Origin of the sequence: Billgrantia gudaonensis (assembly GCF_900100195.1) — a bacterium.
GTDB lineage: Bacteria > Pseudomonadota > Gammaproteobacteria > Pseudomonadales > Halomonadaceae > Halomonas > Halomonas gudaonensis.
Genome location: NZ_FNES01000002.1, coordinates 15,534 through 36,769 on the forward strand (window position 1 = coordinate 15,534; position 21,236 = coordinate 36,769).

The 21,236-nt window shown below is 65.1% G+C and carries 19 protein-coding genes; 4 read left to right on the forward strand and 15 right to left on the reverse strand.

Going from position 1 to position 21,236, the window contains the following annotated elements; genetic code table 11:
• Position 1 precedes the first annotated feature (1 nt).
• Entirely contained in the window at positions 2–1,357 is a 1,356-nt protein-coding gene (phoR, locus tag BLP96_RS02140) for a phosphate regulon sensor histidine kinase PhoR (RefSeq protein WP_089682630.1), read from the forward strand.
• On the opposite strand, the gene BLP96_RS02145 is transcribed toward phoR, so the two are convergent.
• The 6 genes from BLP96_RS02145 to BLP96_RS02170 form a co-directional block, all read right to left on the reverse strand.
• Positions 1,314–2,597, reverse strand: coding sequence for a Wzz/FepE/Etk N-terminal domain-containing protein (locus tag BLP96_RS02145; protein ID WP_089682632.1), 1,284 nt, complete (start codon positions 2,595–2,597; stop codon positions 1,314–1,316). The two genes, phoR and BLP96_RS02145, sit on opposite strands and share 44 nt — an antisense overlap.
• The gene (locus tag BLP96_RS02150) at positions 2,594–2,857 is read right to left on the reverse strand and encodes a hypothetical protein (RefSeq protein ID WP_089682634.1); all 264 of its coding nucleotides are present in this window, start codon (positions 2,855–2,857) and stop codon (positions 2,594–2,596) included. Before BLP96_RS02150 ends, BLP96_RS02145 begins: the two co-directional genes overlap by 4 nt.
• Positions 2,858–3,130: 273 nt before the next feature.
• Positions 3,131–3,607 carry a copper chaperone PCu(A)C gene (locus tag BLP96_RS02155; RefSeq protein ID WP_089682636.1) on the reverse strand — a complete coding sequence of 159 codons (477 nt, stop codon included), beginning with the start codon at positions 3,605–3,607 and terminating at the stop codon, positions 3,131–3,133.
• A gap of 82 nt (positions 3,608–3,689) precedes the next feature.
• Positions 3,690–4,415 carry a sulfate transporter CysZ gene (cysZ, locus tag BLP96_RS02160; RefSeq protein WP_089682639.1) on the reverse strand — a complete coding sequence of 242 codons (726 nt, stop codon included), beginning with the start codon at positions 4,413–4,415 and terminating at the stop codon, positions 3,690–3,692.
• 50 nt (positions 4,416–4,465) lie between these two features.
• On the reverse strand, positions 4,466–5,428 hold the full coding sequence (locus tag BLP96_RS02165) for an alpha/beta hydrolase (RefSeq protein ID WP_089682641.1): 963 nt from the start codon (positions 5,426–5,428) through the stop codon (positions 4,466–4,468).
• A 13-nt stretch (positions 5,429–5,441) separates the two neighbouring features.
• Positions 5,442–7,598, reverse strand: coding sequence for a TonB-dependent siderophore receptor (locus BLP96_RS02170; protein WP_089682642.1), 2,157 nt, complete (start codon positions 7,596–7,598; stop codon positions 5,442–5,444).
• 151 nt (positions 7,599–7,749) lie between these two features.
• Between BLP96_RS02170 and BLP96_RS02175 the strand changes: the two genes are divergently transcribed.
• Positions 7,750–8,697 carry a helix-turn-helix transcriptional regulator gene (locus BLP96_RS02175; protein WP_089682644.1) on the forward strand — a complete coding sequence of 316 codons (948 nt, stop codon included), beginning with the start codon at positions 7,750–7,752 and terminating at the stop codon, positions 8,695–8,697.
• Between the two features lie 18 nt (positions 8,698–8,715).
• Here the strand turns inward: BLP96_RS02175 and phoU are convergent, their stop codons facing one another.
• The 5 genes from phoU to BLP96_RS02200 are packed head-to-tail and all read right to left on the reverse strand — an operon-like array spanning position 8,716 to position 14,061.
• On the reverse strand, positions 8,716–9,444 hold the full coding sequence (gene phoU / locus BLP96_RS02180; protein ID WP_089682646.1) for a phosphate signaling complex protein PhoU: 729 nt from the start codon (positions 9,442–9,444) through the stop codon (positions 8,716–8,718).
• A 40-nt stretch (positions 9,445–9,484) separates the two neighbouring features.
• Positions 9,485–10,273: a phosphate ABC transporter ATP-binding protein PstB gene (pstB, locus tag BLP96_RS02185; RefSeq protein WP_245682133.1), complete on the reverse strand. Its 789-nt coding sequence runs from the start codon at positions 10,271–10,273 to the stop codon at positions 9,485–9,487.
• A gap of 14 nt (positions 10,274–10,287) precedes the next feature.
• Positions 10,288–11,853: a phosphate ABC transporter permease PstA gene (pstA, locus tag BLP96_RS02190; RefSeq protein WP_089682650.1), complete on the reverse strand. Its 1,566-nt coding sequence runs from the start codon at positions 11,851–11,853 to the stop codon at positions 10,288–10,290.
• Entirely contained in the window at positions 11,850–12,980 is a 1,131-nt protein-coding gene (locus tag BLP96_RS02195) for an ABC transporter permease subunit (protein ID WP_089682652.1), read from the reverse strand. The genes pstA and BLP96_RS02195 overlap by 4 nt, the downstream gene beginning before the upstream one ends.
• Before the next feature lie 43 nt (positions 12,981–13,023).
• Positions 13,024–14,061, reverse strand: a complete 1,038-nt coding sequence (locus BLP96_RS02200; protein WP_245682134.1) for a PstS family phosphate ABC transporter substrate-binding protein — start codon at positions 14,059–14,061, stop codon at positions 13,024–13,026.
• On the opposite strand from BLP96_RS02200, the gene BLP96_RS02205 reads away from it, so the two are divergent.
• Positions 14,060–14,473 carry an acyl-CoA thioesterase gene (locus BLP96_RS02205; RefSeq protein ID WP_176761433.1) on the forward strand — a complete coding sequence of 138 codons (414 nt, stop codon included), beginning with the start codon at positions 14,060–14,062 and terminating at the stop codon, positions 14,471–14,473. The genes BLP96_RS02200 and BLP96_RS02205 overlap by 2 nt on opposite strands.
• A gap of 48 nt (positions 14,474–14,521) precedes the next feature.
• Here BLP96_RS02205 and BLP96_RS02210 read toward each other — a convergent pair whose 3' ends face one another.
• From BLP96_RS02210 to hexR, 3 genes are all read right to left on the reverse strand, one after another.
• Complete coding sequence (locus tag BLP96_RS02210; protein WP_089682656.1) at positions 14,522–15,622, reverse strand: TRAP transporter substrate-binding protein; 1,101 nt, start codon at positions 15,620–15,622, stop codon at positions 14,522–14,524.
• Positions 15,623–15,754: 132 nt separating this feature from the next.
• Positions 15,755–17,962: a DNA helicase II gene (gene uvrD, locus BLP96_RS02215; protein ID WP_089682658.1), complete on the reverse strand. Its 2,208-nt coding sequence runs from the start codon at positions 17,960–17,962 to the stop codon at positions 15,755–15,757.
• A gap of 309 nt (positions 17,963–18,271) precedes the next feature.
• Complete coding sequence (hexR, locus tag BLP96_RS02220) at positions 18,272–19,135, reverse strand: transcriptional regulator HexR (RefSeq protein ID WP_089682659.1); 864 nt, start codon at positions 19,133–19,135, stop codon at positions 18,272–18,274.
• Between the two features lie 229 nt (positions 19,136–19,364).
• On the opposite strand from hexR, the gene BLP96_RS02225 reads away from it, so the two are divergent.
• Entirely contained in the window at positions 19,365–19,565 is a 201-nt protein-coding gene (locus BLP96_RS02225) for a PA3496 family putative envelope integrity protein (protein WP_089682661.1), read from the forward strand.
• A gap of 72 nt (positions 19,566–19,637) precedes the next feature.
• Here BLP96_RS02225 and BLP96_RS02230 read toward each other — a convergent pair whose 3' ends face one another.
• A complete protein-coding gene (locus BLP96_RS02230; protein WP_089682663.1) occupies positions 19,638–20,984 on the reverse strand; it encodes a sodium-dependent transporter in 1,347 nt (448 codons plus the stop codon).
• Between the last annotated feature and the right edge of the window lie 252 nt (positions 20,985–21,236).

Below are 21,236 nucleotides of genomic sequence, written 5' to 3' on the forward strand. Positions count from 1 at the left end.
CGTGAGACGCCCCTGGAGCCGAGAACTGTGGCGCCTGACGTGGCTGGGCGGGGTCGGCGCACTGCTCGGTTGGCCCCTCTCATCGCCCGCCCTGGGGTTGGCCATCGGGCTGGCCGTGTGCCTGGCCTATCATCTGCGCCAGCTGCGCGCCCTGCACCGCTGGCTGACTCGCAACCCACAGGCCGAACCGCCGGCTGCCAACGGCCTGTGGGGCGAACTCTTCGACCGGCTCTATCGCTACCAGAAGGGGCAGCGCCACACCCAGCAGCGGCTGCGGACCACCCTGCGTCGCATCCAGGAATCCTCCGAAGCCATGCGCGACAGCGTGGTCATGCTCGACTCCCACGGCGACCTGGAATGGTGGAATAGCGCCGCCGAGCGCATGCTGGGGCTGCAGCCCGCTCACGATCGCGGTCAGCACATCACCAACCTGATCCGCGACCCGCGCTTCGTCGCTTACTTCAATGCCCGCGACTACCGCGAACCGCTGACCCTGCCCTCGCCCATCGACGAACGCCAGGTACTGCAGTTCCAGCTCACCCTCTACGGCGACGACGAGCGCCTGCTGATGGCCCGCGACATCACTCGCCTGCATCGCCTGGAGGAGATGCGCCGCGACTTCGTGGCCAATGTCTCCCACGAGCTGAGAACGCCCCTGACCGTGCTTGCCGGCTACCTCGAGACCTTCGGCGACCTCGCCGATACCCTACCAGCGCGACTGGCCAAGGGAGTCTCGCAGATGCAGAGCCAGACCACACGCATGCAGAACCTGGTCGATGACCTGCTGCTGCTATCGCGGCTGGAGATCGATCGTGGCGGGCACGACCATGGCCCGCTGGATGTCGCCGCCGTGCTGGAGAGCGTCCGTCGCGACGTCCAGGCGCTGGCCGGCGAGCGTCAAACGGTGGAAGTGGTGATCGACGAGTCGCGGCGCCTGATCGGCAGCGAATCCGAGGTCCGCAGCGCCATTTCCAACCTGGCCTTCAATGCCGTGCGCTATGCCGGCGACGGCTGCCATATCGTGCTGCGCTGGATGCCCTGCGGTGACGGCGCCTGCGTCGCCGTGGAAGACGACGGCGAAGGCATCGACCCGGTGCACATTCCCCGCCTCACCGAGCGCTTCTACCGCGTCGACAAGGGACGCAGCACCGCCACCGGCGGCACCGGCCTGGGGCTGGCCATCGTCAAGCACGTGCTGCTGCGCCACGACGCCCATCTGGAAATCGATTCCCACCCCGGCCAGGGGGCGCGCTTTCGCTGCCATTTTCCGTCGTCGCGGTTGCGCGACGAAGCCGCCAAGGCTAAGCCGCCCGCTACGTCAGTATCCGCTGCCGCCGGTAGGCGCGAAGACTCTTGACGAAATTGGCAATGAACACCAGCAAGATGCCAACCATGCCGCCCAGCACCAGTGCCAAGACGACCACCAGTTGCGTCCTGGGCGAGTCTGGAGCTTCAGGTGCGTAGGCCCACTGCGTGACATCCGCCACCCGAATGTCTTCCAGACGAATCACGTTGGCACGCAGCAGGGCATTGTCTTGCTTGAGGGCGTTGTACGCATCGATGAAGGGCGAATGACTCTTCCTGGCCAGCATGGCCTGAATCTCGTGATTGGTCTCCAGCTGGGCGATCTCCTTTTCGATCTCGCGAATCGCTGATGTCTTGGCTTCCTGATCCAGGTTTTCCTCGATCACCCGACGTTCGGCCTGCAAGGCACGCGTTCCCATGAAATAAAGGGGCAGGCCCTCCTGAGAATTGATTTCGGCATAGACGATATCGCGCTCGCCGCTCTGCCGGCCGAGGTCGCGCGGTGTGGTGGGCCTCTCGATGCCCAACTGCTCGGCAATGTGCTCGGCTTGGGTCAGAAGCCTGATTCGCTCTTCACGCGCCGCGACCACTGCCCGCTTCTCGGCCTCCAGCCGGTCGCGAAGATTTTCCAGGCGAATCTCGTCATCCTCGGACAACCTGGCAATGCGAGCGCTCACTTCGCCCTCATACGCCGTCAAATGCGCTTCCATTCTGGCTTCATTGCGTGAGATCGCCGAATCGAGGGCCCGCTGCGCACGGTTGGCGAGAACGCTCGCGAAATCGGAGTTCGCCCAGGAGACATAGGCGTTCAGCAATTCGTGGCCTTGCACGCCGCGAGGGTAGGAGAGCTGCAGTACGGCACTGCCCTCGTCGAGCCGGCCAACGGAGAAACGAGCATCGAAAAAACGTCGCAGCGCAGCGTCGAAATCTGCGTCACCGGGCTCACCATCCGCGGGGAGGCCCCACTCTGATGCCGGCCTGTCGAAGCCTTCGATGAACCGCTGAAAATGCTGGTAGGAGGAAACCCGCTGTACGAACTCATCGAAGGCCCTCTCCTCGGAATAGCTGTAGCCCTCGATGGCGTTGATTTCCCTGAGTCCATCGGGGAAAGGGGAGATTTTCAGTTCGCTACTGTAAGTCGGCGTCGTCATGAACAGATGGATCAGGGCCAGTGCCACCCCCGCCACGACTGCCCCAGCGATCCAGCGCCAACCCTCCACGAGGGCAATGGCGATATCACGCAGGTCGATTTCGTCAGTAGTCGCATCGGGATATTCGGAATAAGCATTCATGTCTTCTCTCCCTGAATGACGAGGAGAGCAGCATTGACCACGCCGTGGAGAGCGACGATGACAGTGGCAGCTATCAACATTCGATCTTCCAGCGACAGCCAGAAAATCGCGCCGACGATGATGGTGCAGGTGAACAAGAAGGTGGAGGCAGCCTTCCAGCGCTTCAGATACACCAGGGAAAAGCCCGGAATGACGACGAAGAGCGGAAAGACGAGTGCGGGTTCGATCAGCTTGCGCGGATCGTGGGTCGAGGGTTTCATGACAGTAGACCTAGCGATGAGACGTGGCAATCCTAGCCTGGGCGGCTAAGTCTACCTCACTAAGTAACACTAGGACATTAGACTGAATGAAAATGACACTCAAATATGATGACGATCAAATCGTCAGATACGCTCGAACACTTTCAATGACTTAAATCAATATACACGCAGGCGACTCTGGATCATGTCATTGGAAGAACGAGCCGTGACCGCAGGTGGCGCTGCGGTCACTCCACTTGCCACTCCAGCCGGCAGCACTGATAGCGCTCAGTGCTAATGATGCCCGTCGGCGGCCTCGCTGCCCTCCTGGGCGCTTTCCACTCGCACTTCCACCTGCACCTCGCCGCGCTCGGCGAACTCCAGCGTCAGCGGAAAGCGGTCGCCTTCGCTGAGCGGGGCCACGAGGTTCATCAGCATCAGATGGTAGCCGCCGCCGGGCCGCATGCGTTGCGTGGTGCCGGGCTCGATCTCGAGTTGCGGGACACGGCGCATGCGCATCACGCCATCGTCCATGGACATGTCGTGAATCTCGACGCTCTCGCTGGCCGGCGAACTCGCCCCCACCAGCACCGCCGATGAATCACCCTCCACGCCGATATCCAGGTAAGCCGCGCCATGAGGCACGCTGGGCGGCGCCGGAGTGGCGAACGGATGGGCAATGCGTACGTCGTCCAGACGGCTTTCGTGGGCCTGGGCGGGCACGGCCGCCAGCAACACGCTGGTCAGCAGCAGGGGCAGGATGGAACGCATGGGCTCTCCTCATCTAGTGTCGTCGTGCCTTGGGCGTACCCGAGAGGTACGCCCAAGGCATCATAGCAGCCGCCGGCCACCTTCACGGCGTCGCGATGTCGCAGGCGTAGTGGCGCTCCCACATCAGCACGGCCGCCGCCACGGCACCGGGCAACAGAAAGAGATTGGCCAGCGGCGCCCAGGTGATCAAGGTCACCCAGCCGCCATAGGTGAGCGTCGGCCACCAGCGACGCGCAAGGCGGCGGCGCATGTCGGCGAAACTCACCTGGTTGTTGTCCATGGGGTAGTCGAGGTAGGTGATGGCCATCACCCAGGCGGAGAACAGCGCCCACAGCAGCGGTGCCACCAGGTTGAGGCCGGGGATCCAACTGATGACGAACAGCAGCAGCGCCCGCGGTAGGATGTAGGCGAGCTTGACCAACTCGCGGCCCAGGGCGTCCATGGCGGCTCTGGCCAGGCCACGATCGTCGAGGGGCGGCCGCCCGGTGGCGACGATCTCCACCTTGGCTGCCAGAAAGCCGTAGAAGGGGGCGGCGATGAGGTGAGTCACCAGGGTGAAAGTGAAGAAGACGATCAACAGCAGGCTGATCACGAACAGCGGCCAGATCAGCCATTCGAGCCAACCTAGCCAGCCGGGCACCATGGCCATCCAGGCATCCAGCCAACCGCCGAAATTCGTCACGACGTAGCCGAGCATGGTGGAGTAGACCAGCAGGTTGACCAGTATCGGCGCGAAGACATAGCGCCGCAGGCCGCGGGTGTAGACCAGCCGCGTCCCGCGAGTCAGGGCCGTGAAGGCGTCGAGCATCGGGCGTCTCTAGATCGGTCGGCAAGGTAGCGGCATGATCGCCGACCCGCTCACGGCGACGCAAGGCCCCGTCCTCGGGGGCGATATCCCGCCGGCTGGCACACCTTTCGACACGGCACGACGCCGAGGAATTCCAGGGCATGACGGCTGGCCGGCCACATGACGCTACCGTGATCCTCGCCGTCGAAGACCACGAACTGCGTCTCGACCCAGGGCAGCGCTTCGGGCAACGATTCGGCAAGCGTCCGCGCATTGTCGATCATGGCGTTGGACTCGCGCCGCCTGGCCCGCTCGCTGCCCTCCTCGCCGGGGCGCACCGACTGCTCCAGTCCCCCCACGGCGATCAGCAGGCGTGGCGATGTCGCGGGTGGAGCGGAATGCTCCGCCTGCGCCGCCATGACCTCGAGCAGATAGCGGTCGTTCCACCAAATCGAAGGGCTGATCGCCAGGTAGTCGGTGAACGCCTGAGGCCGGGTGAACAGCGTATATAGCGTGAACAGGCCGCCGTAGGAGTGGCCGAGCAGGGCCTTGCGACGCTCGCTCAAAGGCAAGCACTGCGCCAGTTCCGGCTCGAGGGTGTCCTCGATGAAATCCAGGAAACGCTCGGCACCGCCCTGCGGCCGCTGCCCCGGGTCACCGGTCTCGCTCATGTCCGGCGCCGGGGGCGTCAGGTCCTCGGCCCGCGCTGCGACATCGAGATCGGCGACGCCCGGATAGCCGATCCCAACGATGACCCAGGGCATGCCCTCCCGCTGCATGCCCTGGCGGCTCAGGGTCTGGCGTGCCGCCGCGAGCAGTGGAAAGCGGATGTTGCCGTCCAGCACGTAGAGCACCGGGTAGCCTTCTGCCGGCGCCTCGCCGGCCGGCAGCGAGATCTGGATCCAGTAGTCGCGGCCGGTCTGCGGGCTCGTCAGAGTCAGCTCCCACTGCGCCGGACCGCCCTGGGCCAGAGCCTGACCGCACAGCAGGCCCATCCCCATCCACCCGACGAGCCATCCGATGATGCGTTGCATGACCGCTCCGAGATCAGAAGGTGTAGCGAATGCCCGCCACGACGCTGCGCGACTCGCCGTAGAAGTTGAAGGTGGCCGGAGTGGCGATGCGCGCGTAGTACGTCTTGTCGAGGAGGTTGTTGACGTTGAGGGTGGCGCTCAACGACTCGTTGAAGTCGTAGCCGACCATGGCGTCGACCACGCCATAGCCCGGTGCCTCGACCCGCGTACCGCCGCGCTCGAAGGCGAACTCGCTCATGGCATTGAGGCCGGCCCCCACGCGCCATCCCGACAGCGCACCGCCGAAGTCGTAACGGTTCCACAGCGTGAAGTGATGGCGTGGCATGATGGCGAACAGAGCTTCCTCGTCACCGGAGAGAGTCTCGGTATCGAGATAGGTGTAACCGGCCAGCCACTGCCAGCCAGGCATCAATTCGCCGCCTAGCTCCAGCTCGCCACCGCGGATGCGCGTCTCGCCGCTGGCCACCTGATAGGCGGAAATCGGTGCCCCGTTCTCATCGTAGGGCGTCGTGGCGCGATTCTCGTCGGTGAGCTGAAAGAGGGTGAGGCGAGCATTCAACGCCCCGTCGCGATAGCTGCCCTTGATGCCGGCTTCGTACTGCCGCCCTTGGCGCGGTTCGAGCAGGTCGCCTTGCTCGTCGAGTGCCGACTGCGGCTGGAAGACCTCCGAATAGCTGGCATACAGCGAATGGGCGTCATCGATGTCCCACACCGCGCCGGCATAGGGCGTCACCTCGGCATCCAGCGACTGCTCGTCGCGGCGGGTCCTGCCGGTCGCCAGGGTGGTGGCTTCGCTGTCGACGTCGTACCAGCTCAGGCGCGCCCCGCCGATCAGCGCCAGCGAAGCCACGGGCCGCAGAGTCAGCTTGGAGTAGACACCCGCTTCGCGCTCGGACTCCCGATTGGCAGTGGTGTAGTCCTGACCCGGACGGACGATGGCGCTCGGATCGTGGTCGAAGACGTTGGACGTCCCCAGGTTGCGCAGGGCCCAGGCACGATAGTCGGTGTCATAGCGCTTGAAATCGCTGCCCACCACGAATTCGCTGATGCCACCCAGGACCGCGAACGGCTGGCTGTAGCTGGCATCCACCGCCAGCGTATCCTGCGAGAAGGTACGACCGATGGCGGCCATGCCGACGTCGCCGTTGGCGTCTGCCCCGCTGGCGCTGTAGGCATAGGCGAGATCGGCATCGCGCCAGGAACCGCGCGCCGCTATCCGGCCGTGCCCGCCGTTGGCGAAGCGGTGGGTCAGCTCGAGGAAGGCGTCGTCCATGCTGCCTTCGAAACGGTTCCAGTCGGCGCCCAGGAAGGTCGAGCGCGGCACGTCGAGCAGCGTGCCGTCCGACCAGGCCGGCAGGCCATTGCCGGGCACCATCTCCTTGTCCTGGCGCCACCAGGCCACCGACAGGGTCGTGGCATCGCTGAGGTCGACGTCCAGCGTGCCGTAGAAGCTCTCGTTGCGGTTCTCCTTGACGTCGACGAAGCTGTCGCGATCGGCCAGGGCGAGGTCGACGCGCCCGCGCACTCGCCCCTCGGCATCGAGCGGCCCACCCAGGTCCGCTTCCAGGTAGCGCTGGTTCCAGCTGCCGTAGCGCCCGGTCAAGGCCCCGCTGAAAGTATCGGTGGGACGCTTGCGCACCATGTTGACGATGCCGCCCAGTTCGCTGGTGCTGTTGAACAACCCCGACGGGCCACGCATGATCTCGACCCGGTCGAGCGCGGCCATCGACGGCAAAGTCCCCCACAGGCTCGACATCGGCGCCGGCAGGCCGTCGACGTTGTATTCGTTGTACTCATAGCCACGCGAGAAGATCGACGAGCGACCGTCGTCATTGGCCAGCGTGCGCAGGCCCGGCGTGTACTTGGCGGCTTGGTCGAGGGTCACGAACTGCCGGTCCGACAGGTAGTCGCGTGACAGCACGGTCACCGATTGCGGGATGTCGCGCAGCGATGCCGGCGTTCTTGTGCCCACGGTGGCGGCATCCACGGCATAGCCGCCCGTGACCTCCGAGGGCAGCATGTCATACAGCCGGTTGCCCGCCACCGTGAGCGTCTCGAGTCGCGCCTCGCTCTGCTGGGCGCTGGCCAGATTGGGGAGAATCGTCATGGAAAGGGCGCCGATGAGCACTATCGGCACACCGGCACGGTCGTGGATATCTGCTGCGTTCATGGTCGTCTTCCGAATCTCTTCGATGAATGTCAATGATAATACATTGCATTTGTTTGACATGACGCGCATTATCGCCCCCATCCACGCCATTCGGCCTTTGCAAAACGTGCAGATCGGCTTTGCAAATACGGCATGATTCGGAGGGTGCTGCATGATCGACGCGACCCGGCTCCATGCGCTCTCGCCTCGCCTTTCCTCGCACTACGCGCTGCACGCGCCCCACTGGGATCGCCGCTCGCCACTGCTCGAGGGGAGCATGGAGCTCTGCCAGATCCAGCCCGGCATGTTCCTGCGCCTGGCCAACGTCAAGGATCGCTACGACCTGCAGAGCGAGGCCGAGTTGCGCCCCGGCCTCAAGCTGGCCTGGGTGCTTGACGGTCAAGCCGAGGTGAGCTTTGCCGACCGGCCCCTGCACCTGGGGCCCCAGGCGGCGCCCGGCAGTCCGCAGGCGATCATGGTACCGCTGGAATCGGCGGAGCTATTTCACCGCCAAGGATGGGTAGGGCGTCATGAGTGCACGCTGACCATGACGCTGAGCGAGGAGTGGCTCGCCAGCAACGGCATGCCGGCTCGCGGCACGCACCTGAAGCTGCAGGCCTGGCGCCCCTCTTCCACGCTTGCCGTGCAGGCGCGACGTGTCATTCGGCGGGGTGGCCTGAGTGCCGGAGGGCTGTCGGGTCGTCTCATGACGGAAGCGCTGGCCCTGACCATGCTGGGCGAGGCCCTGGCGAGCCACGGCGGGGATGCACCGACGATGGATCGTCATCGAGTCCCCCTCGGTCAGAGCGAGGATCGCCGCATGCGGCGATTGAAGGAGTTGATCGACAGCGGCGAGGCCGACGGCTGCACGCAATCCCAGCTCGCCGAACGGCTGGCCATGAGCCTGAGCACCTTGCAGCGTCAGTTTCGCCGCCATTGCGGCGAGAGCCTGGGCACGTACCTACGCCACCGCCGCCTGAGGCGGGCCCGCCAGGCATTGGAGCACGAGGGGATGGAACTGGACACCGCAGCGGAGCTGGCGGGCTATGCCAGCACGGCCAACTTCGCCACGGCGTTCAAGCAGCGGTTCGGTATCAGCCCCAGTCAGTTGCGTGACTAGGACCGACGCCCGCTCGTCTCACCCCTTGCGCTTCAGCGCGCTCTCGTCGAGTTGGTCGGGGTCCATGTGACGAATGTCCAGGCCTTTGACCAGGTAGATGACGTACTCGGCCAGGTTGTCGGCATGGTCGCCCACCCTCTCCAGGGCACGCAGGATCCACATCACGCTGAGCACCGGGCCGATGGCGCGACTGTCCTCCATCATGAAGGTCATCAGCGAGCGCATGGCGCTGCCGTATTCGTCGTCCACCGCATCGTCCTCGTGCACCACCTGCAATGCCAACTCGGTATCGAAGCGGGCGAAGGCGGTCAGCGCATCGCGCAGCATCTTGCGCACGTGTTCGCTGATGTGGCGAACTTCCACCAGGCCGCGCACGCCGTTGCCGCTCTCGATCAGGGTCAAGGCGTTGCGCGCGATCTTGCTCGCCTCGTCGCCGATGCGCTCCAGGTCGGCGGTGGCACGAATCACCGCCAGCACCAGGCGCAGGTCGGAAGCCGCCGGCTGACGTCGGGCCAACACGCGGGTGCATTCGTCGTCGATCTTGAGCTGCATTTCGTTGACCTGATGGTCGCCCTCGCTGACCTCCTCGGCCAGGCGGCTGTCACCGTCAAGCAGCGCCTGGATGGCCTGCTGGACCTGCTGTTCCACCAGGCCTCCCATGGTCATCAGGTGGGTCTTGAGCTCCTCCAGCTCCTGGTTGAACTGGCGAGAGATGTGCTGGCTATGGGTTTCACTGGTGATGTCCATCGGAACCTCCTCGGGGTGCCGCCGACCGATCCTGTAGACGTCAGGCAATGCGGCCGGTGATGTAGTTCTCGGTGTGCGCCAGGCGCGGGTTGGTGAACAGGGTGTCGGTGGGCGCATACTCCACCAGCCGACCCTGCTGCAGGAAAGCGGTATAGTCGGAAACCCGCGCCGCCTGCTGCATGTTGTGGGTGACCAGCACCAGAGTGAGCTGGCCCTTGAGGCTACGGATCAGATCTTCGATCTTGAGCGTCGAGATAGGGTCGAGCGCCGAGGCCGGCTCGTCGAGCAGCAGCACCGACGGCTTCACTGCCAGGGTGCGGGCGATCACCAGGCGCTGCTGCTGGCCGCCGGAGAGCGACCAGGCCGAATCCCCCAGGCGATCCTTCACTTCATCCCATAACGCCGCAGCACCGAGCGCCCACTCGACGACGTCGTCGCGTTGCCGCCGGGTCAGCCCGCCCTGCAGGCGCAACCCGAAGGCCACGTTGTCGTAGATCGACATGGGAAAGGGATTGGGCATCTGGAACACCATGCCCACCTGGCGACGCAGCTCATCCACCGCCACCTCGGGGGCATGGATGTCCTGCCCCTCGAAGCGAATCGTGCCGCGTTGCGTCACCGTCTCGTCGAGGTCGTGCAACCGGTTGAGTGCCCGCAGCAGCGTCGACTTGCCGCATCCCGAAGGCCCGATGAAGGCCGTCACCCGATGGCGCGGAACGCGCAGGGTCAATCCCTCGAGCGCCGGTGTATCGCCGTAGGCGAGGCTCAAGCCCGCGATGTCGAAGCAGCTCGCCTCGCGCGGGAAGTCGATGACTGGCGGATTCACCATCCCCTCTATCCCCATCAAGGCGCCGTCATGGCATGGCGCGACCCGACATGATGGCGCAGAAATATTGCAGTCAGGTTAAGCACCAGAATCACCAGTACCAGCAACAGCGCCGTGGCAAATACCAGTGGCATCGCCGCCTGGACGTCATCGCCGTGGAAGGCGGTGTCGTAGACGTGATAGCCGAGGTGCATGAACTTGCGGTCAAGATGCAGGAAGGGGAAGTCGCCGTCCACCGGTATCTGTGGGGCCAGCTTGGCCACGCCGACCAGCATTAGCGGCGCCACTTCGCCGGCGGCCCGAGCGACGGCGAGGATCACCCCAGTGAGCATGGCCGGCACCGCCATGGGCAATACCACCCGGGTGAGCATTTCCAGGCGGGTGGCGCCCAACGCCAGTGCGCCTTCCCGCTGGTGGTCGGGAATGCGCGCCAACCCCTCTTCGGTGGCCACGATCACCACCGGCAGGGTGAGCAGCGCCAGCGTCAGCGAGGCCCACAGCAGGCCACCGGTACCGAAGGTGGGCGACGGAAGGCTGTCGCCGAAGAACCAGTCGTCGAGAGTGCCACCGATGCCGTAAACGAACACCCCGAGCCCGAACACGCCATAGACGATGGAAGGTACCCCAGCCAGGTTGCGCACGGCGATGCGCACCAAGCGCGTCAGGCGCCCCTGATGGGCCACTTCGTTGAGGTAGAAGGCTGCCAGCACCCCGAATGGGGTCACCAGCAACGACATCAGCATCACCATCAGCACGGTACCGAAGATCGCCGGCCACACGCCGCCGGCGCTGTTGGCGGCGCGGGGGCCTTCGGAGAGAAAGCGCCACACCCCCTGCGTCCAGGCGCCCAGCTTCTCGCCCGTCGACATGGCGTTGGGCCGGCTGGCCGCCAGCACTGCATCGAGCGGCTGACGAAACCGATCGCCGGCGACGCTCTCCAGCACCAGCGTGGTCTCCTCCATCGCCGCAGTCTGGCGAGTCACCCTTGCCGTCGCGGCTTCCAGGGCCTGGCGCGCTTCGACGTTGTCGGGATCGTCTTCGAGCCGACGCGCCAAGGGGCGGATCGTTTCGCGCTCGAGAGTCTCTCGCGCTTCCCGTAGCGTTTCCAGCTCCGCCAGCCGTGCCTGCAACTGCATCCACGCGCCCTCCGGATCGGACTGCCCAGGCGCATCCTCGGTTTCGCGCGGCTCGACGGCCACCAGTCGGCCGATGAAATCGCCCCAGCGCTGCCGCTCGAGCACCACCAGATCGGCGGGATGACGCTGCGCGGCGATCTCCTCCACCGGTAGCCACGCCCAGACTCCGCCATCCAGATCGCGATTGCCGGTGAAGTAGAGGCGTTCGCGTCCTTGCCCATCGGGCAGCGGCAGCTCACGCACGGCCTGGCCGGCCAACTGGCGACCGTCCTCGAGTTCCACCAATGCCACCGAAGCCGGCCAGAAGTGTCCCAGGCCCCGCACGGCGATCAGCAACAGCAAGCCGCCGAGCATCAGCAGCGACAGCGCCACGCTTCCGGCGGCCAACCAGGCGCCGGCGCCTTCGTTGACAGGCCGGGAACGGCGGATCCGTTCAGCGAGAGTCATGCCGTACCACCCATTCGACGATAGCGACGGCGCAACCGCGTGCGCACCAGCTCGGCCAGCGTATTGACGAGGAAGGTGAAGACGAACAGCACCAACGCTGCCAACAGCAGCAGACGATAATCCGGGCTGCCCGGCGTGGCCTCGGGCAGCTCGATGGCGATACTCGCCGCCATCGAGCGCATGCCTTCCAGAGGGCTGGCGCTCATCAGGGCGCTATTGCCACTGGCCAGCAACACGATCATGGTCTCGCCCACGGCGCGGCCGGCGCCGATCATCACCGCTGCGAAGATCCCCGGCGACGCTGCCGGCAACACCACGCGCCACAATGCCTGCCAGCGTGTCGCACCCAGTGCCTGGGCGCCCTCGGCCAGGCTCGCCGGCACGCCGGCCAGCGCCTCTTCGGCCAGAGCGTAGACGCTGGGCAGCACGGCAAACCCCATGGCGAGTCCGACGATCAGCGCGTTGCGCGCTGCATAGTGCAGCCCCAGCTCGGCATCCAGCCAGCCGCGCAGGTCGCCTCCGAACAGCAGGGCCTCCAGAGCCGGCGCCACGATCATCGCTACCCAGCTCAGGGCAATGAGCCATGGCACCAGCCACAGCCCGGCCCAGCTCAATGGCAGCCAGCAGCGCACGCCGGTCGGCAGCCAGCGCCATAACGCACCGGCCAGGAGTCCGGCCGGCGGCAATATCAGCAACAGCGTCAGCGCCTCGGGGAGATGTCGCTCCACCCAGGGAGCCAACACCAGACCGGCAACGAAGCCGATGACCACCCCAGGTAGCGCCTCCATCAGCTCCAGGGTCGGCTTTAGCCGAGTCCGCAGCCGCGGCGACATGAACAGTGCCGAATGCATCGCCGCCCCCAGCGCCAGCGGAATGGCGAAGAGCAGTGCCCAAAATGCCGCTTTCAGGGTACCCCAGGCGATCGGTGTCAAGGTCGCCCGAATCCTGTCGATTTCCAGCCCACCCCCCAGCAGGGCGGGTAAGGCCTCCACTGCCAGGAAGAGCCCGATGGCCAGCACGGCCAGGATCACGCCGATGCCACCGGCGGTGATCATGGCGGTGGCCAGGCGGTCGCGCAGGTGACGCCGGCGGGTGCGAGGCAACGAAACGGGGAAACGGTCGATCATGCGCTACAGCGTAAGACACCTTGATGACAGATGAGTGACAGGCTCAGTCGTCGGCTAGCGGTGCCAGCCCCAGGCGACGGCGCTGGCTGGCCAGCCTTGCCTCGGGCAGCGTCACGAAGCCCAGCGAGCCGACACTGGCCTGGCCAGCCGGCGACAGCACCAGATCCAGGAAGGCTCGCTCCACTGCGGGTAAGGTGCCATCCGGCGGCAGGTTGAGATAGAGGTAGAGCGAACGGCTCAACGGATAGTCGCCACGGCGTACCGCCTCGACGGTGGGCCGATGACGAACGCCGTTATCGTCCACCAAGGCCAGCGCCTTGACCGACGCCGTGAGGTGATTGAGTCCAGCATAGCCGATGGCGCTGCGCGTTTCGCCCACGGCTGCCACCACCGCCGCCGAGCCGGGATGCTCGTTGAGCGCACGGCGATACTCCCCCCCGCACAGGGCCCTCTCGCGAAACAGGCCATAGGTGCCGGAGGCCAGGTTGCGGCCGTGCAGTTCGATGCGACCCGGGGGCGCATCGACTCCCAACTGCGACCAGCGGGTGATGGCACTCTCGGCGCCGCAGTGGCGCGTGCGCGAGAAGATGGCATCCAGCGTCTGGCGGTCGAGCGCTGTCAGAGGATGGTGGCGATGCACCACCACCGTCAGGGCATCGCGAGCGATCTCGATTTCTACCGGCGGATAGCCATGACGGGCGATGAACGCCTCGCGCTCGGCTTCGCGCATGGGCCGTGACATGGGCCCCAGGCGCGTGGTCCCCGCGGTGAGAGCGGGAGGCGCACTGGCCGAACCGCTGGCCTGCAGCTGCAGGCGAATGCCAGGATGGCGTTCGGTGAGCTGCTCGCCCCAGCGCAGCATCAACCCTGCCAGGGTGTCGGAGCCCATGGTGCCCAGCGTACCCACCGGCTCGGCTCGCAGCGGGGTAGCGAACAGCAGGCCAACGGTCAGCAGGGCCGCCAGGCTGGAGCCCGAATGCCCAAGGCGTATAAGATGGCGCACCAGGCGCCCACGCTGCATCGCAACGCGGCAGCCGAGTACCGTCATCCACAACAACAAGCCGAGCTTGCGACACCTCATGACAGACCTCGATGATGTACCCGCCCCACAGGGGCAACTGACGCTGAAACTGCTGGCCAGCCGCCAGGACACCAACCTCTATGGCGACATTCCGGGTGGCTGGTTGGTACGCCACATGGACCAGGCCGCCGAACTGGCCGCCGGCCGCGAAGCGCTTGGCCGCACCGCCACCGTAGCCATCGAGGGCATGGATTTCCTGTGTCCCGTTCGAGTCGGGTCCACGGTCAACATCTTCACCCGCGTGCGCGATATCGGCCACAGCTCGATCAAGATCGACGTGGAAGTCTGGATTCGCTCGCCCCACGAGCGCGACTCCGACGAGCTCAACAAAGTCACCGAGGCGCAATTCGTGATGGTTGCCCTCGACGACAACGGTCGCATCCGTTCCGTGTACCGCAACGTCCACCAATGACAGGGGCGCCGTGAGGCGCCCCTGTCATGCGGCCGATGGTGGCGCCGCTCAAGCGCCCACTTGCTCGCGAGCCTTGAGATAAGCGAACTCGCCGACGTCGCTGAAGCGACGCACCAGCTGCTGGAAGGCGATGTAGGACTCGTAGACCTTGGCCGAGTCGGCATCGTCGTCCACCTGCTCCTGGATGACCTCCTTCGAAGCCTCGTGGAGTGCCGCCATGACGTCATCCGGGAAGCTCCTCAACTGTACGCCATGCTCGTCGACCAGCGTATCCAGTGCCTGAGCGTTGCGGAAGGCGAACTCGCTGATCATCGCCAGATTGGAGGCACGCGCCGCTTCGGTGACCACCGCCTTGAGGTCGTCGGGCAGTTCGTTCCAGGCATCCAGGTTGACGGTGCCTTCGAGAATCGCCGAGGGTTCGTTCCAGGCCGAAGTGTAGTAGTAGTCGGCTACCTCGTGCAGGCCGAACGCCAGATCGTTGTAAGGCCCCACCCAGTCGGCAGCATCCAGCACGCCGGTCTGCAGGGAGGTGAATATCTCCGAGCCCGGCATGTTGACGGTGGTCACGCCGATGCGGTTCATCGCCTCGCCGGCGAGCCCGGGCAAACGTAGCTTGAGGCCTTCCATGTCCTCCAGCGAATTGATTTCCTTCTTGAACCAACCGGCCATCTGCGTACCGGTGTTGCCCACCGGGAAGGGCTTGAGGTTGTGCTTGGCGTAGACCTCGTCCCACAGTTCCTGACCGCCGCCATGGTAGAGCCAGGCGTTGGTCTCGGTCGTGTTCATGCCGAAGGGGACGGCGGTGAAGAACTGTGACGCGGCCACCTTGCCACGCCAGTAGTAGGAGGCGGAGTGCCCCATCTCGGCAGTGCCGGCCGCGACGGCATCGAAGACCTCCAGCGCGGGTACCATCTCGCCGGCACCGTGCACGCGGACCCGCATGCGACCGGCCGAGAGCCGCTCGATGCGTGCGGCGAAATCGTTGGCGCCGGTACCCAGGGCGGGAAAGTTCTTCGGCCAAGAGGTGACCATGTCCCAGGTGATGGTTTCCTGGGCCTTGGCAGTGGAAACGAAAGGAGCGGCGGCGATACCGGCAGCACCCAAGCCGGCGGTTTTGAGGGTGTTCTTGAGAAAGTGACGGCGTTGCATGGCGGGCATGACTCCGGGTGAATTGTTCTGATCCGCGTGCGATCACGCGACGTGTCCGCCCCAGAGTATGCGGCAAGGCCGAATTAGCCGGCAAGCCGACCAACGGACTTGCCAATAAACGTACCTGTCTTCCTACAGAGGGGTGAGCTTGGCAAATCCCAGCACCAGCCACTTTTCCCCCTCGCCCTCGAAACTCACCTGCACCCGGGCGCGCTGCCCCTCGCCCTCGGCATTGAGGATCACACCCTCGCCGAACACCGGGTGACTGACGCGCTGGCCCAGGCTCAGACTCGGCAGGTCGGCGCCGCCATCCACCGAGGTCTGACGCGACAGCCCCACCGCCGGACGAGTGACGGTAACCGGCCGCGACACCTGGCCGCGCAGGCGGACTTCCTCGAGGAACTCCTCGGGAATCTCGCGCAAGAAACGCGACGGCCGCTGGTAGGTCTCCTTGCCGTGCAAGCGGCGGATCTCGGCATGGGTGAGGTAGAGCTTCTTCATCGCCCGGGTCAGGCCTACGTAGCAGAGGCGGCGCTCCTCCTCGAGACGCCCCGGCTCTTCCAGCGACATCTTGTGCGGGAAGAGCCCCTCCTCGACGCCGGCGATGAACACCACCGGAAACTCCAGCCCCTTGGCCGAATGCAGGGTCATCAGCTGCACGCCATCCTCGAACTCGTCGGCCTCGTGATCGCCGGCGTTGAGCGCCGCTTCGGCCAGGAAGTTCTCCAGCGCCACGCTGCCCTCGCCCACCTCGGGCGGATCGAGCGCTTCGCCCTGGGTGAAGGCGCGAGCGGCATTGACCAGCTCCTCGAGGTTCTCGACACGAGCCTGGCCCTTCTCGCCCTTCTCGCTGTGATGATGGGCGATCAGCCCCGAGCGCTCGATGACGTGGGAAACCATCTCGCCCAAGGTCATGCCGGCAGTGGCATTGTCGAGCGCCTCGACGAGATCGGCGAACGCCGTGAGCGCCGTTCCGGCTCGCCCTTTGAATGCCCCCTGGGCCAGGCCGTCATGCAACGCCTGCCACAGCGACACGCCGCTCTCACGGGCAAGCATGCGCACCTGCTCCACGGTGCGGGTGCCGATGCCGCGCGCGGGCACGTTGACGATGCGCTCCAGGGAAGCGTCGTCATCGCGGTTGAGCAGCAGGCGCAGGTAGGCCAGGGCGTTCTTGATCTCCAGGCGCTCGTAGAAGCGCTGGCCGCCGTAGATCCGATAGGGCATGCCCTGGCGGATCAGCGTCTCCTCGATGACTCGCGACTGAGCGTTGGAGCGGTAGAGAATGGCCACCTCGCGGCGGTTGAAGCCGGCGTCGACCTTCTCCTTGATGGTGTCGACGATGAAGCGTGCCTCGTCGAGATCGTTGAACCCCGAGTACACGGAAATCGGCTCGCCATGGGCACCCTCTGTCCACAACGCCTTGCCCAGTCGATCGGCATTGTGACGAATCAAGGCGTTGGCGGCATCGAGGATGACGCTGGTGGAACGGTAATTCTGCTCCAGGCGCACCGTCTGCGTTTCCGGAAACTCCTGCTCGAAGCGGCGCAGGTTCTCGACCCGCGCGCCACGCCAGCCGTAGATCGACTGGTCGTCGTCGCCGACCACGGTCATCGGCGTGGTCATGCCGGTGAGCAGCTTGAGCCAGGCATACTGCAGGGTGTTGGTGTCCTGGAACTCGTCGACCAGCACGTGAGCGAAGCGCTCGCGATAGTGAGCGAGCAGCGCCGGGTTGTCGCGCAGCAGTTCCAGGCTGCGCAGCAGCAGCTCGCCGAAATCGACCAACCCGCCGCGCTCGCAGGTGAGCTGATAGCGCTCGTAGAGCTGCACCATCTGCCCCAGATAGGCGTCGCCGTGCGCGTCGACCTGATGCGGACGCAGCCCCTCCTCCTTGCAACCGCTGATGAACGACTGCACCTGGCGTGGCGGGAAGCGCTCGTCGTCGATGCGGTGATCCTTTAGCAGGCGCTTGATCAGGCGCAGTTGGTCGTCGGTATCGATGATCTGGAAGTGCTGCGGCAGGCGTGCATCCTGCCAGTGGGTGCGTAGCAGGCGGTGGGCGATGGCGTGGAAGGTGCCGACCCACACGTTGCGCAGCGACAGGCCCAGCAGCGCCTCCAGGCGGGTGCGCATCTCGCGCGCCGCCTTGTTGGTGAAGGTCACGGCGAGCACCGCATAGGGCGACAGGCCCTCGGCCTGCATCAGCCAGGCGATGCGATGCACCAGCACACGGGTCTTTCCGGAACCGGCTCCGGCCAGTACCAGCAGATTGCCCTGAGGGGCGCTCACCGCCTCGCGCTGGGCGGCATTCAGGTGGTCGAGGATCGCCGTGACGTCGTCCATGGGGAAGGCATCGCTGCTCGGAAAATGGGCCGACAGCTTAGCATATTGCGCCCGACGGAACCGGGGGCACGAGCAGAGCGGCCTCGCAGATATCGCTCTCAGCTGATCCGTCGGCAGGCCCCGGAGCGCCGGACCGTCGATGAGGCGCTGTAAACCCCTCCCTGGGCGCTACCTTCGCCCTGCTTCGCTCTCGCATCCTGCTTCGCTTGCAGGACCGGTGCTGGCCATCCATGGCCAGCCCGTTCGGAGCAGTGCTCCTCACCCATGGCGAAGGACCTCCTCTTCGGCCTGCCCCCGGCGCCGCTCGCTTTATGGTTTTCCCTCTTGTTCCGGGAATCTCAGTGGCGTCAGGCTCTTCTTCACCGCCTTGAGCTGCTCGGCGAGCTTGGGGCCACGGGTCTTGGCCACGCCCACGGCGAGCACGTCGACCAGCACCAGGTGAGCGATGCGCGAACTCATCGGCGTGTAGATCTCGGTGTCTTCGTGGACGTCGATGTAGAGCGGCAGAGTCACCTCCTCGGCGAGCGGCGAGCCGCTGGGACACAGGCCGATCACCGTGGCACCGGCCTCGCGGGCCAGACGTACGCTGGCCACCAGGGCCCGAGTGCGGCCTGTCTGGGAAATGGCCACCACCACGTCGCCCTCCTTGAGGGTGACCGCCGACATGTTCTGCATGTGCGGGTCGGCATAGGCGGCGGTGGATATCTGCAGGCGAAAGAACTTGTGCTGGGCGTCGAAGGCCACCGCGCCGGAAGCGCCGAAACCGTAGAACTCCACCCGGTTGGCCATGGCCAGCGCCTGGATCGCGCGGCTCAACGCCTCGTTGTCGAGACGGTCGCGCACCGACAGCAAGGTGCCCACGGTGGAGTCGAAGATGCTCTGGGAGAACTCCGCCACCGAATCGTCGTCGTTCATCGAGAACTGCGCGAACTGGCTGCCCGAGGCGAGCATCTGCGCCAGCTTGAGCTTGAAGTCCTGGAAACCATTGCAGCCCAGGGCCCGACAGAAGCGCACCACCGTCGGCTCGCTCACCTTTGCCTCGGTGGCCAGATCGACGATGCGCATGTGAATGACGTCTTCGGGGTTGCGCAGCACGTAGCGCGCCACTTTTTGCTCGGAGCGGCGGAAATGCTCCATGCGGCGTCGCATGTCGTCGAAGAGGGCGCGGCTCACGCGAAACTCCTTGCTGGTAACGGCTGTGTATGGGTCGGCCGCGATGCCGATGTGTCCACAGTATGCCCCATCCGGGCGGAGAACGGGGAACTTCGCCCTCCGAACGTGGAATGGCCCTGAGCGTCATCATTCTGTCAAGTAGGGTATAGTAAGAAATGGCGTGTTGCACCGCACCTTGCAGGCGAACGCAATTCGCCACGAGAAGCGCAACGAGTAGGGAGAGTCAAACATGCGCAATGCCGAACGCGTCACCTCCGTCAAGAGCCAACTTCTCGACATTTACATGAGCATGGAAGTCGCGGAACACGAGCAACGCTCGCGCAGCGCTGCCCAGCGCAACCTGCGCGCCCGGCGCGGCATCGAGTTGCATCGCGAATTCAAACGGCTCGAGCGCGACATCGCCGACCTGGTAGACGACGAAAAACACTGAGTCGACCGCCCCACGACGATCGACTCGGTGTGATCTCTCCGCCCCGTGCAGCGGGGCGGAGAGGGGGAGGCGTCACCCCACCAGCGAGTTGACGAACACCGCGATCACTCCCAGCGGGGCTATGTAGCGCGCCACCACGACCCACAGCGACTCGGCGCCGCCGGAGAGCCTCAGTTCTTGCGCCACGCCCTGGCGATCCAGGCACCAGGCGGCGAACACCACGGCACCCAGGCCAGTCAACGGCAGTAGAATCTTGCTGGTCAGATTGTCCAGCAGATCGAAGATATTGAAGCCCAGGATCAGGAAGTCGCCCAGCAGGTTGAACGACAGCAGTGCCAGGATCCCCAGCAGCCACACGCCGATACCGCAGGTCGCCGTTGCCGCGACGCGTGACAGCGAGGTGCGCTCCTCCATGAACTCCACCGCCGGCTCGAGCAGCGAGATGGCCGAAGTGAGCGCAGCGAAGGTCAGCAGCAGAAAGAACATCAGGCCGAGAATGGTACCGCCGGCCATGTTGCCGAAAGCCAGCGGCAGGGTGACGAAGATCAGGCCGGGGCCGGAATCCAGATCCAGGCCGTTGGCGAAGACGATCGGGAAGATGGCCAGTCCCGCCAGCACGGCGATTACCGTATCCAGAAGGATCACCGTGCGTGCCGTGCTCAGCAGGTTGACGTCCTCGCCGAGGTAAGAACCGTAGGCCATCATGATGCCCATCCCCAGCGACAGGGTGAAGAAGGCCTGTCCCATCGCTGCCAGCACCACCTCACCGTTCACGGCGCCCCAATCCGGACTGAACATGAATGCCAGGGCCTCGCCGAAATGGCCGGTGGTGATGCCGTAGCCAACCAGAACCAGCATCAGTATCACGAGCGCCGGCATCAGGGTACGTACGGCTCCCTCGAGGCCGTTGGTCACGCCACGCGCCACGATGCCGATCACCAGCACCATGAAGGCGGTATGCCACAGCAGCAGCAGGCCGGGGCTGCCCAGCATGCCGGTGAAGACGGCGCCGATGCCATCGGCATCCTTGCCGCTGAAGTTACCGGTGACCGAGCCCAGCGTGTAGTAGAGCGACCAGCCGCCGATCACGCTGTAGAAGGAGAGAATCAGGAAACCGCCCAGCACGCCGCTGATCCCCACCGCCACCCAGGCCGGGAAATGTCCGCCCCGCTTGGCGAGATCCGCCATGGCATTGATGGGATTCTCCTGTCCGCGACGACCGATCAGCCACTCCGCGATCAGGATCGGCAGACCGATCAGGCCGATGCACACCAGGTAGACGAGCACGAAAGCGGCGCCGCCGCTCTCGCCTACCATGTAGGGAAATTTCCAGATGTTGCCCAGACCGACCGCCGAACCGGCGGCGGCGAGCACGAAGGTCATCTTCGATGACCACTGCGCATGAGCGAGCTTCGACATGTATCACCTGTTGTTGTGGATATGGTCGTTGATGTGCCTCGAGGCGATGATTACAGCAAGATTCGATGGAATATCGCCCGAATAGCGGCAAATCTATCCGATCATACGCTCGATGGCCAGGCGCCGGATCGGGGCATTCCACCAAAAGGGGATCCCCCGATTCGGGATCGAGGAAAACCGAGGGTCTGTCGGGTTTGGCCGATCGTGATGTGGCGTTCGGATTTCGCAGTAGATCCGTGTCAAGTCCGACAG

Excerpts from the sequence above, each read along its gene's own strand:
- BLP96_RS02145 (WP_089682632.1), bottom strand. The coding sequence starts at position 2,597 with ATGAATGCTTATTCCGAATATCCCGATGCGACTACTGACGAAATCGAC.
- BLP96_RS02150 (WP_089682634.1), bottom strand. The coding sequence starts at position 2,857 with ATGAAACCCTCGACCCACGATCCGCGCAAGCTGATCGAACCCGCACTC.
- BLP96_RS02155 (WP_089682636.1), bottom strand. The coding sequence starts at position 3,607 with ATGCGTTCCATCCTGCCCCTGCTGCTGACCAGCGTGTTGCTGGCGGCC.
- cysZ (WP_089682639.1), bottom strand. The coding sequence starts at position 4,415 with ATGCTCGACGCCTTCACGGCCCTGACTCGCGGGACGCGGCTGGTCTAC.
- BLP96_RS02165 (WP_089682641.1), bottom strand. The coding sequence starts at position 5,428 with ATGCAACGCATCATCGGATGGCTCGTCGGGTGGATGGGGATGGGCCTG.
- BLP96_RS02170 (WP_089682642.1), bottom strand. The coding sequence starts at position 7,598 with ATGAACGCAGCAGATATCCACGACCGTGCCGGTGTGCCGATAGTGCTC.
- BLP96_RS02175 (WP_089682644.1), top strand. The coding sequence starts at position 7,750 with ATGATCGACGCGACCCGGCTCCATGCGCTCTCGCCTCGCCTTTCCTCG.
- phoU (WP_089682646.1), bottom strand. The coding sequence starts at position 9,444 with ATGGACATCACCAGTGAAACCCATAGCCAGCACATCTCTCGCCAGTTC.
- pstB (WP_245682133.1), bottom strand. The coding sequence starts at position 10,273 with ATGGTGAATCCGCCAGTCATCGACTTCCCGCGCGAGGCGAGCTGCTTC.
- pstA (WP_089682650.1), bottom strand. The coding sequence starts at position 11,853 with ATGACTCTCGCTGAACGGATCCGCCGTTCCCGGCCTGTCAACGAAGGC.
- BLP96_RS02195 (WP_089682652.1), bottom strand. The coding sequence starts at position 12,980 with ATGATCGACCGTTTCCCCGTTTCGTTGCCTCGCACCCGCCGGCGTCAC.
- BLP96_RS02205 (WP_176761433.1), top strand. The coding sequence starts at position 14,060 with ATGACAGACCTCGATGATGTACCCGCCCCACAGGGGCAACTGACGCTG.
- BLP96_RS02200 (WP_245682134.1), bottom strand. The coding sequence starts at position 14,061 with ATGAGGTGTCGCAAGCTCGGCTTGTTGTTGTGGATGACGGTACTCGGC.
- BLP96_RS02210 (WP_089682656.1), bottom strand. The coding sequence starts at position 15,622 with ATGCAACGCCGTCACTTTCTCAAGAACACCCTCAAAACCGCCGGCTTG.
- uvrD (WP_089682658.1), bottom strand. The coding sequence starts at position 17,962 with ATGGACGACGTCACGGCGATCCTCGACCACCTGAATGCCGCCCAGCGC.
- BLP96_RS02225 (WP_089682661.1), top strand. The coding sequence starts at position 19,365 with ATGCGCAATGCCGAACGCGTCACCTCCGTCAAGAGCCAACTTCTCGAC.
- BLP96_RS02230 (WP_089682663.1), bottom strand. The coding sequence starts at position 20,984 with ATGTCGAAGCTCGCTCATGCGCAGTGGTCATCGAAGATGACCTTCGTG.